Raw genomic sequence first — 17,692 nt, 5'->3', positions numbered from 1 at the left:
CACGTTGTAGGTGCCGGCGGCGGTGGCGGTGCCGGTGATCCTGCCGGTCGAGGCGTTGATCGACAGGCCGGTCGGCAGCCCGGTGGCCGAGTAGCTGAGCGGCGCGGTGCCACCGGTGGCCGTGATCTGCAGGCTGGCCGAGCCGTTCAGCGCGGTGGACTGGTTGCCCGGGTTGGTGACGGTGACGCCGCCGCTGGGCACGGAGCCGACGTTGACGCCCGCCCAGGCGGTGGCGACCGCGTTGTACTCGGCGCTGCTCGCGCCGTACAGGTCGGTGGCCGCGCTGAGCGTCGCGGTGCGCGCCGCAGCGTAGTTGGTGGTGGAGGTCATGTAGACGGTGAGCGCGCGGTACCAGATCGCCGCCGCCTTGTCCCGGCCGATGCCGGTGACGGTGATGTTCCCCTGGGTCGGCGAGTTGTAGCTGACGCCGTTGATGACCTTGGCGCCGCTGCCCTCGGAGAGCAGGTAGAAGAAGTGGTTGGCGACGCCCGAGGAGTAGTGGACGTCCTTGTTGCCGACTGTGGAGGACCAGTAGTCGGCCGAGGCGCCGTCCTTGGAGGGCTTGTCCATGTAACGGAGCGGCGTGCCGTCCCCGTTGATGTCGATCAGCTCGCCGATCAGGTAGTCGGGGTTGTCGGTGGGGATGTTGGCGGAGAACTCCACCATCGTGCCCATGATGTCCGAGGTGGCCTCGTTGAGGCCGCCGGACTCGCCCGAGTAGTTGAGGTTGGCGGTGGCCGCGGTGACGCCGTGGCTCATCTCGTGGCCCGCGACGTCGAGTTCGGTCAGCGGGTGGGTGTTCCCGGAGCCGTCGCCGTAGGTCATGCAGAAGCAGGAGTCGTCCCAGAAGGCGTTCACGTAGTTGTTGCCGTAGTGGACGCGGCTGTAGGCGCCGACCCCGTCGTTGCGGATGCCGTTGCGGCCGAAGGTGTTCTTGTAGTAGTCCCAGGTGGCCGCGACACCGTAGTGGGCGTCGACCGCGGCCGACTCGCCGTTGGCGGCGGTGCCGTCGCCCCAGCTGTCGGTGGACTTGCTGTAGAGGGTGCCGGTGCCGGACGTCCCGTGGTTCAGGTTGGTGGTGTACATCCCACCGCGGGTGGCGTCCTTCAGCTGGTAGGTCGAACCCGACTGTGTGGTACCGATGTTGACGTTGCCGACGAAGACGCCCTTGCCGGTGCCGGTCTGGATGCCCTCGAACTTCTGGATGACCTGGCCGGTGGTGGCGTCGGTGACCACGTGCAGCTTGCTCGGGGTACCGTCGGACCCGGTGGAGGAGACCACGGTCTCCCAGGCCAGTCGCGGGCTTTCACCGGCGGCCCACACGACCAGACGGGGCGCGGTGTCCAGTGCGGAGCCCGACTCGGCGGCCAGCGCGGCGGACTGCGCCGTGGGCGCGGCCAGCTTCGGCGAGGTGCTCACGCCGGTCAGCGCGGCGGTGCTCGCCCGGTCCACGCCCTTGGTCGCGCCGCTCGCGCTCTGGTGCACCACCAGATCGCCGCCGAGTACCGGAAGGCCGTTCAGGGTGCGCTCGTAGCGCAGGTGACGGGTGCCGTCCGCGTCCTGGACGACGTCCTTGGTGACCAGCTTCTCCTCGCTGCCCAGGCCCAGGGTCTGGGCGAGGGTGGCGGACTGCTGGGTCGCGGTGGCGACCAGCTGCGCCCGGTTCGCCACCGACTGCGGGCCGGCGGCCGGCACGTCGGGGGTGGCCGCCTGCGCGATGACCGGGATGCCGGTCACCAGCAGCGCGGTGGTTGCGGCCATGACAACCGCTGCCTTCCGGGCCTGGGTGTAGCGGGACATGCGGACTCCTTTTCCGACCGGCGCGGGGTGCGCGCCCGGTGGAGAGAACCTGGCCGCGGGGTTGCGGCACAGTGGGGGCCCCCGCCGCCGGTGTGCGGCGCGGGTGCGGCGACGGAGCGAAGGTGAGTTACAGAGGGGGATGCGCTGTACCTGACCTGGGACAGCTGCACCGGGGGGTGGGGCCCCCACGTCTGCAGCCGGAGGAATCGTGGCAGCAAACGAGCCGTTAATGACAGATGCATGCCAGGGATTGGCCGATTAGCAACTCCGCCCGTTCATCCACCGAACCGCCAACTGTGTTACGGGTACGGGAACTTACGACGATGGGTTTCATTACCACCGAGAGAGTTCGATCACTTCCGGCGGGCACTGACCAGCACTCCGGGCCCGATCCGGGTCCGGATACTGGACAGCGGTGCCCGGGTCGCGCGGCACCTCGCCTTTCCGGCCGTGCCAGTGGCCGCTTTCGGCCACCGGCCGTCCGGAAACGCACCGGGCCCCGCACCGCCGAGGTGGCGGCGCGGGGCCCGGTGCCGGCCGTCCGTCAGCTCTGGACGAACACCGCCACGGTGCGGCCCGGCACGGTGAAGGTGCCGGTCGCCGGGTCGAAGCCGGACCGGCCGACCACCTGGTCACCGCCGCCCGCCTGAACCGGGTGCAGGGCCTGGGCCGTCCCCCTCAGGGCGGCCACCGTCTGGCCCTGCGCGGTGGGCGTGGCGTTGAACACCACGGTGACACCCTTCTCCGCGCCCTTCAGCCCGGTGCCGTCCAGGTGCAGGGTGATCACCCCGGGGGTCTCGCCGGGCGTGCCGGAGAGCGGGTAGGAGAGCCGCCGCTGGACCTCGGCGAGGGTGGGCAGCGAGAACAGCGGCGAGGACTGCTTGATCCGCAGGAACTGCTGGTACTGCGCGGTGGCCGCCCGGATGTCGGCGGCCCCCACCGTCAGCCTCGGGTCGGCCAGCAGGGACTTGGCGGTCGGCCACATCTCCTGGTTGTCGGCCGCCATCGGCACGCCCCGGCCCCAGCCGTTGCCCTGGGCCGGGTCCCAGTGGATGGCGTTGAACCAGTCCCCCGAGTCGTAGGAGTTGGCGTCCAGCGACTTGGAGCGCAGCAGGTCGCTGCCGGCCTGGGCGAAGCCCGGGCCCTGGGTCAGGGCGGTCAGCGACAGCGCGAGCGCCTGCATCCGGGCCCGGTCGGCGGGCGCGGTGCCCACCGGGAGCTTGTACGCCAGCGCGTCGAACAGGTCGGCGTTGTCGTGCGCGTCCACGTACTCCACCGACTCGCCGGGCCTGGCCGCGTAGCCGGTCGGGGCGCCGTTGTAGTCGACGCCCGCGCCGGTGACGGCCCGTCCGGAGCTGTCGGTGAAGGAGTAGCCGGCCAGGTTGCCGGTGAGCGCCACCTTCAGCTGGTCCATCTGGTGCAGCAGCCGGGCCTTCTGCTGCTCCGCGGTCCCGTTGTCGGGCGAGCCGTTCGGGTCGGTGTACAGGCCCGAGGCGAAGCCCTGCTGCGGGGCGGAGGAGAGCTGGAAGTTGCCGCCGCGCGCCGCGTCCCGGATCCGGTCGTCGAAGGTGGCGATGCCGGTGCCGGCCATGTTCAGCTGGGTGGCCTGCTCGAAGCGGGCGTTGTTCGCGACCGCGCCGAAGTTCCAGCCCTCGCCGTAGAGGAAGACGTTCTTCCCGTCGACGCCGTCCGAGTCCGGCGTCATCCCGCGCAGCGCGGCCTGCACGTCCAGCATGGTGGACTTCGGGTCCAGGCCCATCAGGTCGAAGCGGAAGCCGTCCACCTTGTACTCGCGGGCCCAGGTGGTGACGGAGTCCACCACCAGCCGGTTCATCATGGTGTGCTCGGGCGCGGTGTCGGCGCAGCAACTGTCCGTGGTGACCTTGCCGTTGGCGTCGAGCCGCTGGTAGTAGCCGGGGACCACCCGGTCCAGCACCGAGTGCTCGGCCTGCCCGCTCGCGGCGGTGTGGTTGTAGACCACGTCCAGCACCACGCGCAGTCCGGCCGCGTGGATCGCCTGCACCATCTGCCGGAACTGCACGGTCCGGGCGGTGCCCCCGGGGTCGGTCGCGTACGAGCCCTCCGGCACGTTGTAGTGCAGCGGGTCGTAGCCCCAGTTGTAGGCGTCGTCGGCGGCGACGGCCGCCACGCACTCCTGCTGCTTCTCGCTGTCCGCCGCGAGGGACGCGAGGTCGCAGGCGGGCAGCTTCTGCTCGGCCCGGTTCTCCCGGATGGTGGCGATGTCGAAGGTCGGCAGCAGGTGGACGGTGGTCACCCCGGCCTTGGCGAGCTCGCGCAGGTGCCGCATGCCCGCCGACTCGGACTCGGTGAAGGCCAGGTAGGTGCCGCGCTCGGCGGCCGGCACGGTGGTGTCCTCCACCGAGAAGTCCCGGACGTGCAGTTCCTGGATCTGCTGCCGCGCGGGCGGGACGGCCTTCGGGACGGCGTGGTTCTCCCAGCCCTGCGGCTTGAGCTCCCTGGCGGCGAGGTCGGCGACCAGACTCCGCTTCGAGTCGGCGGCGAGCGCCACCGAGTACGGGTCGGTGACGGTGTTGGTCACCAGCCGCTGGACGGACGGCGCCCAGACCTTCACCTGGTACAGGTAGTACTTGCCGTCCAGTTCGGCCTTGTCGCGGACGAGTTCCCAGACCCCGGTCTCCTCGTCGAGCTTCAGCGGCACCGTCTTCGGGGTACCGCCGGCCGCGCTGTCGAAGAGCTGGACGGAGACCTCCTGCGCGGTCGGCGCCCAGACCGAGAGCGCCACCTTGCCGTGGTAGTACGCCGGGCCGAAGTCGACCCGGCCGGTGCGGCGGGCGTACAGGTCGTCCAGGACGCCGGGGATCTGCACCCCGGTGGCCGCCAGGACCGCGCCGCTGGGCAGGTGCTCGGTGAAGAGCAGCTGGCCGCGGAGCGCGACAGGGACCCGGGCGGCGTCGCGGGCGTCCACGGTGAAGGCCCGGTAGCCCGCCAGATGCGGGTACTTGGCCTTCTGCGCGTCGGTGAGACCGCCCGCGGCGGGCTCCAGCCGGATCCACCGGCCGGGCCTGGTCAGCGCGCCCCGCTCCGCGCGGATGCCGCCCTCGGGGTCGTACACCAGCTGGGCGCTGGTGCCGCCGGCCAGCGCGGCGTCGTTGGCGCCGTAGCCGGCGGGCAGCGCGGCGTCGTTGGCGCCGTAGCCGGCGGGCACCACCACCGTCCTGGCGTCGATCCACTGGGCCCTGGCGGAGCCGAGGTCCAGTTGCGCGGAGGCGGCGGCGCTCTGCGGCAGCAGGTAGCCCTCCCGGCCGCCGAGGATCCAGACCTCGCGGCCGTTGACGGCGAGGTCCAGCGACTGGTCGTTCGGCAGGTCCTTGTCGTTGCCCCGGTGCAGGATGTAGCTGAGGCTGGTAGCGCCGGGGGCGAGCGGCACCTCGAAGACGGCGCCGAAGGCGTCGCGGCGCACCGGCAGCAGCGGGTTGCCCCAGTCGGTGGGCTTGGCGGCGCCGGTCCAGTCGTGCAGGCCCCAGCCGTCGTAGTCGCCGTCGGCCCGGTTGTAGTGGATGACGGCGGTGTCGGCGGGCTGGGTGTCGACCGGGCCGGGGTTGGCGGTGCGGACGGTCGGGTCGCCCTCCTTGAGCCAGATCTCGCCGGTGGCGCCGACATCGAGGTGGCGGTCGGCGTCCACGTCCTTGACGCCGTCCTTCTCGACGACGAAGCCGACGTCCGAGGCACCGCTGCGCAGCTTCACGTACGCGAAGGCGCCGTACGCGTCACGGCCGGTGAACCCGTGCCCGGCGGGCCACTGGGTGGCCTCGCCCTCGGCGAGGTCACCCCAGGCGTAGAGGTTCCAGCCGTCGTAGTCGCCGTTCTTGCGCTGGTAGTGCACGACGGCGTACGGGCGGGCGGTGGCGCTGGGCACCGGCGTGGGCGCGGGGGCGCCGGTGGTGAAAGCGCCGGTGGCGGAGCGCAGATGGCCGCTGGAGTCCTGCACGACGGCCTTGTAGCGGACGACGGTGCCGGGCGGCACGGCGCCCAGGTCCTGGGTGACCCGGAAGAGTCCGCCGCCGGCGGAGCCGGACGAACCGCTGTCGGCGGTGCCGAGCACCTGCCAGGGCGCGGTGCCGACCTGCGCGGCGAAGGTGACCCGGTCGAAGCCGCCGCCGTCGGCCGCCGCCCCGATGGTGACGGTGCCGCTGGAACCGTCGGCCGGAGGTGCCAGGGTGAGCCGCGGGGCCGCCGCGACCGGGGCGATCCTCCCGGCCGCCTTGAGGACGACCGAGGAGAGCGCCGGGACGGTGACGGTGACCTTGCGGTCCGCGCCGCTGGTCAGCCGCTCCCCCGCCGCCGGGTAGATCCGGTCGAAGCCCTGGCCGGCCGAGAAGGTGTCCAGGGTGACGGTCTTCGCCTCGGTGGCGTTGTTGACCGCGACCAGGTACTCGACCTGCTGCCCCGCGTCGATCCGGGAGAAGGCGTACACGCCCGCGCCGTCGGCGGCGTACCGCTCGATCTGGGCGCCGTCGGCGAGCGCCGGGTGGTCGCGGCGCAGCTTGGCCAGGCCGGCGATGCCCTGGTACAGCTCGCCGCCCCGGCCGTAGCGGTCGGCGGAGCCCGCGGTGCCGCCAAGCACCCGGTCGCTGTTGTAGGAGGGGGTTCTGGAGGCGAACAGGTCCTGCCGGGCGTCCTTGTCGCCGCCCGCGCCGGTGAAGCCCTGTTCGTCGCCGTAGTAGACGACGGGCTGGCCGCGGGTGAGGAACATCAGCTCGTTGGCGAGCCGGTCCTTCTTCAGCAGGGCGGCCTCGCCGGCGCCCGGGTTGTCGCTCTGCAGGAAGGAGCCGAAGCGGCCCATGTCGTGGTTGCCGAGGAAGGTCGGCAGCTCGTAGGCGTCGGTGTCGGCGGTGGTGTAGCGGTAGTCCTGGCCGTAGACGTCGGCGAGGTTCTTCGCCGAGCCGCCCTGGGAGACGTAGGAGCGGGCGGCGTTCTGGAACGGGAAGTCCAGCGTGGCCTGGAGCTTCCCCTTGGTGACGTACGGCGAGGTGACCGCCGGGTCGCCGGAGTAGACCTCGCCGAACATGAAGAACTTCTTGTTGCCCTGCTTGGCGGCGAAGTCCTTGAGCGCGGGCGCCCACTGCTGCCAGAAGGCCATGTTGACGTGCTTGACGGTGTCGATCCGGAAGCCGTCCACGCCGGCGTCCTCGACCCACTGCTGGTAGACCTTCTCGAAACCCTTGACCACCTTGGGGTTCTGGGTGTCGAGGTCGTCCAGGCCGGAGAAGTCGCCCTCGGTGGCGGACTCGCCGACGAAGGTGGAGTCGCCCCGGTTGTGGTAGAGCGAGGGGTCGTTGAGCCAGGACGGGGTCTTGGCGGTGGCGTCGGCCGGGTTGCGGAAGACCGGGGAGTAGGGGAAGGAGTCCTTGGTCAGCTTCGGCCAGGGGGCGCCCCGGTCCGCGACGGAGGTCTCGTCGACCGGGTTGCCCTCGGTGTCCAGCACCGGGTAGGCGCCGGTGGAGCGGTAGCCGTACTGCTTCTGCTGGTAGTCGACGACGTCGGCGGTGTGGTTGGTGATGACGTCGAAGAAGACCTTGATGCCCCGCGCGTGCGCCTTGGCTATCAGCTCCTTGAGCTGGTCGTTGGTGCCGAAGTGCGGGTCGACCTGGGTGAAGTCGGTGATCCAGTAACCGTGGTAGCCGGCCGACGCTCCCCCGGGGTCGCCGGCGCCCTGGACCGGCTTGTTCTTGAAGATCGGGGCCATCCAGATCGCGGTGGTCCCGAGGTCCTGGATGTAGTCGAGCCGCTGGATCAGGCCGGCCAGGTCGCCGCCGTGGTAGAAGCCCTTGTCGGCGGGGTCGAAGCCGTTCTCCAGCCGGCCGCCGACGATGCCTCCGGTGTCGTTGCCCTGGTCCCCGTTGGCGAAGCGGTCCGGCAGGACGAAGTAGAACTGCTCCCGGGTGAGGTCGTGCCGCCCGGCGGTGGCGGCGAGCGCGGCGTCCGAGGGCGGACCGGGCGGGGCCGCGGCGAGGGCCGCGGGGGTGCCGCCGAGGGTGGCGGCGGTCAGCGAGGCGGCGAGCAGCGCGGCCGTCCGGCCGGGTCTGCGGTGCGGGGTGGTGCTCCGCCGGCGGCGGGGCGGGACATCGGCCACTGAGGGCTCCCTTGCGAGGGAAAGGGGTGATCGAGTTTCCAGGACGCTAGCGGCCTGCAATATGTTTCAGCAAGATGCAGAAACCGTTTCGTGCTGGGAAACCTGGCCTTTCGCGCCGTGTCCGGACCCCCGACTGCCCGGTCCGATCCGGTCGGCGTGACAATGGGACGCATGCCCGTCCCACCGGTTCGCACCAGACCCGATCGCACCCCCCGCCCCGGTGGGATCCGCCCCCTAGCCCTCAAGGGGGACAGCTGGTGAAGAATCCACTTCCGGAGGATGAGCAGACGGCTACGGGACGTCTGGCAGACTTCTCGTCCATGGGGGAACCGACCGAGATCCAGCAGAGCGGCGCCGAGCGCGCCGGTGCGGCGCGCGGTGGCGGTTCCGAAGCGGGCCAGGCCTCATCCGGCCGGACTCCCGACGGAGCCACCCGACCGCCCCAGTCCCGTACGGCCGCGCTGCGCGGCCGCATCCGCGAGCAGCGCCGGTCGCCGGCCCGCCCGCGGATCTGGTTCGAGCTGGCACTGATCGGGATCAGCTACTGGATCTACTCCCTGGTCCGCAACGCCGTCCCCGAGCAGGCCACGGTCGCCCAGAAGCACGCCGGCTGGATCTGGGAGTTCGAGCAGAACCTCGGCATCGCCGTGGAGCGCTCGGTCAACCACGCGGTGGACAGCGTCGGGTGGCTGATCGTGGGGATGAACTACTACTACGCGACGCTGCACTTCGTCGTGACGATCGGCGTCCTGGTCTGGCTCTACCGCTGGCACCCCGGCCGCTACGTCGCGGCCCGCACGGTGCTGTTCGTCACCACCGGCATCGCCCTGGTCGGCTTCTTCTTCTTCCCGCTGGCGCCGCCCCGGCTGATGACCGACGGCGGTTTCATCGACACCGTCGCCGTCCACCACACCTGGGGCTCGATGGCCTCCGGACCGGCCAAGCACGTCTCCAACCAGTTCGCGGCGATGCCCTCGATGCATATCGGGTGGTCGATGTGGTGCGGTCTGACGATCTTCTTCCTGGCCCGGGCGTCCTGGGCCAGGGCCCTCGGCCTGCTCTACCCGATCGCCACCCTGGTGGTGATCGTCTCGACCGCCAACCACTTCTGGATGGACGCCGTCGGCGGTGAGATCTGCCTCATGATCGGCTTCGTCGCGGCCCGGCTGATCTACCACGTCTGGCCCTACCGGCTGCCCAGGGCACCGGCCCGGGAGACGGTGGAGGCACCGGTCACCGTCCCGGAGCAGTGGAGCGAGCCCGCCATGAGCGCCCGGCGGTCCTGACCCCGGTCCTGGCCCCGGTACGAAGGGCCCGCGGAGATCCGTCTCCGCGGGCCCTTCGCCGTCCCGGCGGCCTCCTCGCGAGGCCCGTCCCGGCCCGCGCCGCCTCAGCCGTAGAACAGCCGCTCCACCACCGCCCGGGCCCGCCGGGTGGTGCGCCGGTAGTCGTCCACCAGCTCGCCGCTGTGCCCGGCCCCGTACCCGAGGTAGCGGGCCACCCCGGCCAGCTCGCGGGCGTCCCCGGGGAAGCTGTCGCCGGGCCGGCCGCGCACCAGCATCACCGCGCCGCGCACCCGGGAGGCCAGCACCCAGGCGGCGTCCAGCACCGCCGCGTCCTCGGCCCCGACCAGCCCCGCCCCGGCGGCCGCGGCCAGCGCCGCCCTGGTCCGGGTGGTGCGCAGCGCCGGCACCCGGTGCCCGTGCTGGAGCTGGAGCAGCTGGACCGTCCACTCCACGTCCGCCAGACCGCCCCGGCCGATCTTGGTGTGGGTGGTCGGGTCGGCGCCGCGCGGCAGCCGCTCGGTCTCGATCCTCGCCTTGATCCGGCGGATCTCCACCAGGTCCCGCTCGGACACCCCGGTGCCCGGGTAGCGCAGCGGGTCGATCAGCTGCCGGAACCGCTCCCCCAGCGCCTCGTCCCCGGCCGCCGGCTCGGCCCGCAGCAGCGCCTGGCTCTCCCAGGCGTGCGACCAGCGCCGGTAGTACGCCGCGTACGAGGCGAGGGTGCGCACCAGCGGGCCGTTGCGGCCCTCCGGGCGCAGGTCGGCGTCGACCAGCAGCGGCGGCTCGGTGGACGGTGCCCCGAGCAGTGTGCGCAGCTCGTGGCAGATGCTCTGGGCGGCCCGGGCCGCGTCGTGCTCCAGGGAGCCGAGCAGCGGCTCGTGGACGAAGAGCACGTCCGCGTCGGAGCCGTAGCCCATCTCGTGCCCGCCGAACCGGCCCATCGCGATCACCGAGATCCGGGTCGGCAGGGCGCCGTGCTGGGCCTCCCAGCCGGCCACGCAGGCGCGCAGAGCGCCCTGCAGGGTGGCCGCGTTGAGTGCGGTGAGCGCCTCGCCGACGGTGTCCAGGGCCGCGCCGGGGTCGTCGCCGAACCGGCCGAGGACATCGGCGGCGGCGGTGCGGAACAGCTCGCGGCGCCGGACCGAGCGGGCGGCGGCGACCGCCCCGGCGGTGGTGCCGGCCCGGCCGACGGCGGCCAGTATCTCCTGTTCGAGAGCGGGCCTCCCGCGCGGCACCAGGCCCTGCCGGTCGCCGAGCATGGCGACCGCCTCGGGGGCGCGCAACAGCAGGTCGGGCGCGAGGCGGCCGGCCGAGAGGACCCGGGCCAGCTGCTCGGCGGCGGCGCTCTCGTCCCGCAGCAGCCGCAGGTACCAGGGGGTGCGGCCGAGCGCGTCGGAGACCTGACGGAAGTTGAGCAGCCCGGCGTCCGGGTCGGCGGAGTCGGCGAACCAGCCGAGCAGGACCGGCAGCAGGGTCCGCTGGATGGCCGCCTTGCGGCTGACGCCGGAGGCGAGCGCGGCGAGGTGGCGCAGCGCGGCGGCCGGGTCGGCGTAGCCGAGCGCCTCCAGCCGGGCGCGGGCCGCGTCCGGGGTGAGGCCGGCGGCGCCGGGCGGGAGCTCGGCGACGGCGTCCAGCAGCGGGCGGTAGAACAGCTTCTCGTGCAGCCGGCGGACCTCGACGGCGTGCCGCTTCCACTCGCGCTGCAGGGCGGCGACCGGGTCGGTCCGGGTGTCGCCGTTGATCAGCGGGGCGAGGGAGCGGGCGAGGCGGCGCAGGTCCTCCTCGCCCTTGGGCATCAGATGGGTGCGGCGCAGCCGGTGCAGCTGGATGCGGTGTTCCAGCGAGCGCAGGAAGCGGTAGGCGGCGTCCAGCGAGGCGGCGTCGGCCCGGCCGACGTAGCCGCCCCGGGAGAGCGCGGCCAGCGCCTCCAGGGTGTTGCCGCTGCGCAGCGCCGGGTCGGTGCGGCCGTGGACCAGCTGGAGCAGCTGGACGGAGAACTCGACGTCCCGCAGGCCGCCCGGGCCGAGCTTGAGCTGGCGGTCCAGCTCGGTGGCGGGGATGGAGTCGACCACCCGGCGGCGCATCTGCTGCACGTCGGCGACGAAGTTCTCCCGGGCGGCGGCCTGCCAGACCAGCGGGGCCAGCTCCGTCAGGTAGGCGAGGCCGAGTTCGGCGTCCCCGGCGACCGGGCGCGCCTTGAGCAGGGCCTGGAACTCCCAGGTCTTGGCCCAGCGCTGGTAGTACGCGAGGTGGCTGGCCAGGGTGCGGACCAGCGGGCCGTTGCGGCCCTCGGGGCGCAGGTTGGCGTCCACCGGCCAGATGGTGCCCTCGCCGGTGGTGTCGGCGCAGAGCCGGGTGAGGGCGGCGGCGAGCCGGGTGGCGGCCTTCACCGCCTCCTGCTCGTCGACGCCCTCGCGCGCTTCGGCGACGAAGATGACGTCGACGTCGGAGACGTAGTTGAGCTCCCGGCCGCCGCACTTGCCCATGCCGATGACGGCGAGCCGGCAGGCGCGGGCGGCGTCCGGGTCCTGCTCGGCGGCGATGTCGAGGGCGGTCTGCAGGGTGGCGCCGGCCAGGTCGGCGAGTTCGGCGGCGGTCTGGGTGAGGTCGGTGGTGCCGGTGAGGTCGCGGGCGGCGATGGCCAGCAGGCAGCGGCGGTAGGCGATCCGCAGCGCGTCCGCCGGGCTGCCGCCCTCGTTCTCCCGGACGCCCTGGTGGAGCGCGCGCAGGAAGTCCTCCGGACCGGGGTGCATGTCGCGCAGCTCGAAGGTGACCAGGGCGTGCCAGTCGTGCGGGTGCCGGGCCAGGTGGTCGGCGAGCGCGGTGGACGCGCCGAGCACGCCGAGCAGGCGGTCGCGCAGCGGCTTGGAGGTGGCGAGGGTGTCCCGCAGGGTGTGCCGGTCGGTGGCGTCGGCGGCCTCCAGCAGCCGGGCCAGCCCGAGCAGCGCGAGGTCCGGGTCGGCGGTGGCGCCGAGCGCGTCCAGCAGCAGCGGGTCGTCGGCGAGCTCCTCCAGCCCCGGCCCGGCGAGCAGCCGTACGGCCTGCGCGGGATCGGTGAACCCGCGCCGGACCAGTCTGATCTCCGGCCGGCTGATCCGGCTCCCGGCCCGCTGCTCCTCCACCGTCATCGCCCCTCCGGCTCCCGGCTCCGACCTGCTTCAGCAGGTTACGCGGCCCGGCCCCGCCGTGCCGCCGACGGCACCGGGCCGGCCGGTCCGGGCTCCGGCCGGCCCGGCCCGCCCGTCCCGGGCTCAGAGCACCTGGAGGTTCTTCCGCAGCTCGAACGGGGTGACCTCGGAGCGGTACTCCTCCCACTCCTGGCGCTTGTTGCGGAGGAAGAAGTCGAAGACGTGCTCGCCGAGGGTCTCGGCGACGAGTTCGCTGCGCTGCATCAGGTCGATGGCCTCGCCGAGGTTCTGCGGCATCGGCTGGATGCCCAGGGCGCGGCGCTCGGCGTCGGTGAGCGCCCAGACGTCGTCGTCGGCGCCGGGCGGGAGTTCGAGGCCCTCCTCGATGCCCTTGAGGCCTGCGGCGAGGGTGACGGCGTAGGCCAGGTAGGGGTTGCAGCCGGTGTCCAGCGAGCGGACCTCGATCCGGGTGGAGCCCTGCTTGCCGGGCTTGTACATCGGCACCCGGATCAGGGCCGAGCGGTTGTTGTGGCCCCAGCAGATGTACGACGGGGCCTCGCCGCCGGCGCCGGCGGTGCGCTGCGAGCCGCCCCAGATGCGCTTGTAGGAGTTCACCCACTGGTTGGTGACGGCGGCCGTCTCGGCGGCGTACTTCAGCAGGCCGGCGATGAAGGACCGGCCGACCTTGGAGAGCTGGTACTCGGCGCCGGACTCGTGGAAGGCGTTGCGGTCGCCCTCGAAGAGGGAGAGGTGGGTGTGCATGCCGGAGCCCGGGTGGTCGGAGAACGGCTTCGGCATGAAGCTGGCGTGCACGCCCTGTTCCAGTGCGACCTCCTTCATGACCAGGCGGAAGGTCATGATGTTGTCCGCGGTGGAGAGCGCGTCGGCGTAGCGCAGGTCGATCTCCTGCTGGCCGGGTGCGCCCTCGTGGTGGGAGAACTCCACCGAGATGCCCATCGACTCCAGCATGGTGATCGCCTGGCGGCGGAAGTCGTGGCCCACCCCGCGCGGGGTGTGGTCGAAGTAGCCGGACTGGTCGGCGGGGATCGGCGCGGTGCCGTCGCCGGGCAGGTTCTTCAGCAGGAAGAACTCGATCTCGGGGTGGGTGTAGAAGGTGAACCCGAGGGCGGACGCCTTCTCCAGGGTCCGCTTCAGCACGAACCGGGGGTCGGCGAAGGACGGCGAGCCGTCCGGCATCAGGATGTCGCAGAACATCCGGGCGGTCCCCGGTGTCTCCGAGCGCCACGGCAGGATCTGGAACGTGGTCGGGTCCGGCTTGGCGATCATGTCGGACTCGTAGACCCGGGCGAAGCCCTCGATCGCCGAGCCGTCGAAGCCGATGCCCTCCTCGAAGGCCTGCTCCAGCTCCGCCGGCGCCACCGCGACCGACTTCAGGAACCCCAGTACATCGGTGAACCACAGCCGGACGAACCGGATGTCACGCTCCTCGAGCGTACGAAGCACGAACTCCTGCTGCTTGCCCATGGGGACAGTCTCACCTCTGCTCTTTACGTTCGCGTTACGCCCGGAAGCCACCCGGGAGCGGCTTCCCCCATCATGTCCGATCACCGCGCGGGAGGGCAGTGGTGACCCCCCCCCCGGCGGAGACATTGCGTCAGATCGACGATTACACTCGGGGCCATGCCCAATCTCCGTCTCGCCCTGAGCCAGATCGACCCGTGGGTCGGTGACATCGCCCGCAACAGCGATGAGGTGGTGCGCTGGACCAGGCAGGCCGCCGACGCCGGTGCCCAGCTGGTCGCCTTCCCCGAGATGGCCCTGACCGGGTACCCGGTCGAGGACCTCGCCCTGCGCCGTTCGTTCGTCGAGGCGTCCCGCTCGGCGCTGGTCGGGCTGGCCGCGCGGCTGGCCGACGAGGGCCTGGGCGAGGTGCCGGTGGTGGTCGGGTACCTCGGACGCTCCGAGCACGCCTCGCCGCGGTTCGGCCGGCCCGCCGGGTCGCCGCAGAACTGCGCGGCGGTGCTGTACCGGGGCGAGGTGGCCACCCGGTTCGCCAAGCACCACCTGCCCAACTACGGCGTGTTCGACGAGTACCGCTGGTTCGTCCCCGGCGACCAGCTGCCGGTGCTGCGGCTGCACGGGGTGGACGTGGCGCTGGCGATCTGCGAGGACATCTGGCAGGACGGCGGCCGGGTCACCGCCGCCCGCGAGGCCGGGGCCGGCCTGCTGCTGGTGATCAACGGCTCGCCGTACGAGCGGAACAAGGACGACGTCCGGCTGGAGCTGGTCCGGCGCCGGGCCGCCGAGGCGGGCTGCCCGCTGGCGTACGTCAACATGGTCGGCGGCCAGGACGAGCTGGTCTTCGACGGCGACTCGATCGTGGTCGGCGCGGACGGCGAGGTGCTGGCCCGCTCCCCCCAGTTCGAGGAGCACCTGCTGGTCCTCGACCTCGACCTGCCGGCCTCCGGCAGCGACCAGACCGACGGCCTGCTGCTCGGCGACGGGCTGCACCTGGTCCGCACCGAGCTGGCCGGCGAGCCCCGGCCGGCCCCGGCCATCAAGGTCCCCCCGGCCGAAGGGTGGGGGACGCTGACCGCCGAGGTGGCGCCCCGGGTCTCGGACGAGGCGGAGATCTGGGCCGCGCTGGTCGCCGGCACCCGGGCGTACGTCACCAAGAACGGCTTCCGGTCGGTGCTGATCGGCCTCTCCGGCGGCATCGACTCGGCCCTGGTGGCCGCCATCGCGGTGGACGCGATCGGCGCCGGGAACGTGTACTGCGTCTCGATGCCGAGCCGCTACTCCTCGCAGCACTCCAGGGACGACGCCGCCGAGCTGGCCCGCCGGACCGGGCTGCACTTCCGGACCGTGTCGATCGCCCCGATGTTCGACGCCTACCTGGCGGCCACCGAGCTGACCGGGCTGGCCGAGGAGAACCTGCAGTCCCGGCTGCGCGGCACCCTGCTGATGGCGATCTCCAACCAGGAGGGGCACATCGTGCTCGCGCCCGGCAACAAGAGCGAGCTGGCGGTCGGCTACTCCACGCTGTACGGCGACTCGGTGGGCGCGTACGGGCCGATCAAGGACGTCTACAAGTCGCTGATCTTCCGGCTCGCCCGCTGGCGCAACGAGGAGGCCGAGCGGCGCGGCGAGGTGCCGCCGATCCCGGAGAACACCATCAGCAAGCCGCCGTCCGCCGAACTGCGGCCGGACCAGGTGGACAGCGACTCGCTGCCCGACTACGACCTGCTGGACACCGTGCTCGACCTGTACGTCGAGGGCGACCAGGGCCGCGACGCGATCGTGGCGGCCGGCTTCGACCCGGCGGTGGTGGACCGGGTGGTACGGCTGGTCGACACCGCCGAGTACAAGCGCCGGCAGTACCCGCCGGGCCCGAAGATCTCCGTCAAGGGCTTCGGCCGGGACCGCCGGCTGCCGATCACCAACCGCTGGCGGCGCGGCTAGTACCGGTAGGTGGCGGCCACCGCGAGGTGGTCGCTGCCGTCCCGGCCCAGGGTGCGGGAGTCGGTGGGCCGCAGGCCGCCCTTGCTCATGATCTGGTCGATCCTGGCCATCGGGAAGCCGGCCGGCCAGCTGAAGCCGAAGCCGTCCCCGGCGGCGCCCTGGGCCGAGCGCATCTGCGAGGTGACCGGCGCCAGGCTGCGGTCGTTCATGGTGCCGTTGAGGTCGCCGAGCAGCAGCACCTTCTTCAGCGGCTCGGCCTGGATCGCGTCGCCGAGCGCCTGCGCGCTGACGTCCCGCTGGTCGACGGTGAAGCCGCCCTCGGCCTTGAGCCGGACCGACGGCAGGTGCGCGACGTACACCGCGACCGGGCCCTGCGGGGTGGTGACCTGGGCGCGGAAGGCCCTGGTCCAGCCCATCCTGATGTCCACCACGGACACGTCGCCGATCGGGTACTTCGACCAGAGGCCGACCGTGCCCTCCACCACGTGGTACGGGTAGGTGCCGGCCAGCCCGCTCTCGTAGGTGCGCAGCGGCTTTCCGGCGAGCTCCTGGAGGGCGACGATCTGGGCGCCCGAGTCGTTGAGCAGCTTCACGGTGCCCTGCGGGTCGGTGTTGGCGGCGGCCACGTTGTGGCTGACCACCGTCCAGTCGCCGGTGCCGCCGCTCCGGTCGCTGAGCAGCCCGCCGAACAGGTTGAACCAGATCAGCGCGGGCAGCAGCAGCGCGAGCAGGGCGGTGGCGGAGCGCCGCAGCAGGGCGGGCACCAGCAGCACCGGGACGGCCAGGCCCAGCCAGGGCAGGAAGGTCTCCAGCAGACTGCCGAGGTTGCCGACGCTGTTGGGCACCTCGGAGTGGAAGGCCAGCAGGGCGGCGGCGAGCCCGGCGAGGAGGGCGATGACCAGGCCGCGCCGCCAGGTGGTGCTCCCCCGGCCGTCCCGGCCCCAGTGCCGGAGCCCGAGGAAGCCGCCGGTGCCGCCACCGGTGCCACCGACCCCGTTGATGCCAACCCCGTTGATGCCGGGGCCCCCGGCGATGGCCGGGCCGCTCCCGCCGTTCTCCGCCACCGGTGCCGTAGGCCGGTCCGCCCTGTCCGCCTGCGCCATTCCGTGGCTCCCGTCGTTCGTGCCGTCTGCCGGTCCGACGCCGGATCCGCGCGAGGTGCGGACGACTGCCGGACTGGTGCCGGTTTGATCGGATTCCCGGCTCAGCCTATGTCGGGACAGACGCGGGGCCCGCCGGACGGGTTCCGGCGCGGTCCGTTTGGTGAGTCATGCCACGCCCGACGGCCGCGGACGAGCCCTAACGGCTCCCGGGCTGCGGGGCGAGCCCGCTGAGCAGGGCGTCGATCATCCGGGCGGCCAGCCCTGGATCGTCCAGGTCGGAGTCGTCCCAGAGCACGCTGCGGGCGAGGATCGGGCCCAGCAGCAGGTCGCCGAGCAGTTCCTCGTCGAGGTCGGAGCGGAGCGCCCCCTCGGCGATGCCGCGCCGGATCACCTTCTGCGCCATCTGCCGGCGCGGCGTGATCACCCGGGCGCGGTAGGCGGCGTGCAGCTCGGGCCAGCTGTGCATCTGACCGAGGGCGGCCTTGAGCACCCAGCGGGAGCGCTTGGCCAGACCGCGGATCCGCATGTACTCGATCATCGCGATCAGGTCGTCCCGGACGGAGTCGCCGGTCGAATCGGGCACCGGGGCCTCCAGCCGGCTGACCATGTCGACCAGCAGGGCCTCCTTGTTGGGCCAGCGCCGGTAGATGGTGGCCTTGCCGACTCCGGCGGCGGTGGCGATGCCCTCGATGGTCAGCTCGGACAGCGTGGTGCCGCCCGCCATCAGCTCCTCGACCGCGGTGAAGATCGCCTGCTCGGCCGCCTCACTGCGCGGGCGGCCCCGGCGCGGGGCGGCACAGGGCGTCTCGGCCGTGGTGTCCGTCTTCATCCCCGCTC

8 protein-coding genes are annotated in these 17,692 nt (G+C 72.5%); 2 read left to right on the top strand and 6 right to left on the bottom strand.

The annotated features are described in order from the left end of the window. Window positions 1-1,800, bottom strand: a 1,800-nt coding sequence (locus ACIQIB_RS18885; protein ID WP_400759107.1) for a M4 family metallopeptidase, incomplete at its 3' end; no start/stop codon positions are given. A 544-nt stretch (window positions 1,801-2,344) separates the two neighbouring features. Then, complete coding sequence (pulA, locus tag ACIQIB_RS18880) at window positions 2,345-7,915, bottom strand: pullulanase-type alpha-1,6-glucosidase (RefSeq protein WP_400759104.1); 5,571 nt, start codon at window positions 7,913-7,915, stop codon at window positions 2,345-2,347. Between the two features lie 320 nt (window positions 7,916-8,235). On the opposite strand from pulA, the gene ACIQIB_RS18875 reads away from it, so the two are divergent. After that, window positions 8,236-9,201 (top strand): phosphatase PAP2 family protein, encoded by a 966-nt coding sequence (locus tag ACIQIB_RS18875; RefSeq protein ID WP_363609967.1) that lies wholly within the window; start codon window positions 8,236-8,238, stop codon window positions 9,199-9,201. A gap of 104 nt (window positions 9,202-9,305) precedes the next feature. Here the strand turns inward: ACIQIB_RS18875 and ACIQIB_RS18870 are convergent, their stop codons facing one another. Both ACIQIB_RS18870 and ACIQIB_RS18865 read right to left on the bottom strand, forming a co-directional pair. Continuing rightward, window positions 9,306-12,329, bottom strand: coding sequence for a bifunctional [glutamine synthetase] adenylyltransferase/[glutamine synthetase]-adenylyl-L-tyrosine phosphorylase (locus ACIQIB_RS18870; protein ID WP_363609969.1), 3,024 nt, complete (start codon window positions 12,327-12,329; stop codon window positions 9,306-9,308). A 123-nt stretch (window positions 12,330-12,452) separates the two neighbouring features. After that, complete coding sequence (locus ACIQIB_RS18865; RefSeq protein WP_363609971.1) at window positions 12,453-13,814, bottom strand: glutamine synthetase family protein; 1,362 nt, start codon at window positions 13,812-13,814, stop codon at window positions 12,453-12,455. 156 nt (window positions 13,815-13,970) lie between these two features. On the opposite strand from ACIQIB_RS18865, the gene ACIQIB_RS18860 reads away from it, so the two are divergent. Continuing rightward, window positions 13,971-15,752, top strand: a complete 1,782-nt coding sequence (locus tag ACIQIB_RS18860) for an NAD+ synthase (protein ID WP_400759102.1) — start codon at window positions 13,971-13,973, stop codon at window positions 15,750-15,752. On the opposite strand, the gene ACIQIB_RS18855 is transcribed toward ACIQIB_RS18860, so the two are convergent. Both ACIQIB_RS18855 and ACIQIB_RS18850 read right to left on the bottom strand, forming a co-directional pair. After that, complete coding sequence (locus tag ACIQIB_RS18855) at window positions 15,749-16,855, bottom strand: endonuclease/exonuclease/phosphatase family protein (RefSeq protein ID WP_400759100.1); 1,107 nt, start codon at window positions 16,853-16,855, stop codon at window positions 15,749-15,751. The genes ACIQIB_RS18860 and ACIQIB_RS18855 overlap by 4 nt on opposite strands. Before the next feature lie 196 nt (window positions 16,856-17,051). Next, the gene (locus ACIQIB_RS18850; protein WP_363609977.1) at window positions 17,052-17,684 is read right to left on the bottom strand and encodes a TetR/AcrR family transcriptional regulator; all 633 of its coding nucleotides are present in this window, start codon (window positions 17,682-17,684) and stop codon (window positions 17,052-17,054) included. Window positions 17,685-17,692: the final 8 nt, after the last annotated feature.

It is taken from the genome of Kitasatospora sp. NPDC092286, from assembly GCF_044755565.1.
Taxonomy (GTDB): Bacteria; Actinomycetota; Actinomycetes; order Streptomycetales; family Streptomycetaceae; genus Kitasatospora.
This window is presented reverse-complemented; position numbering and strand designations above follow the sequence as displayed.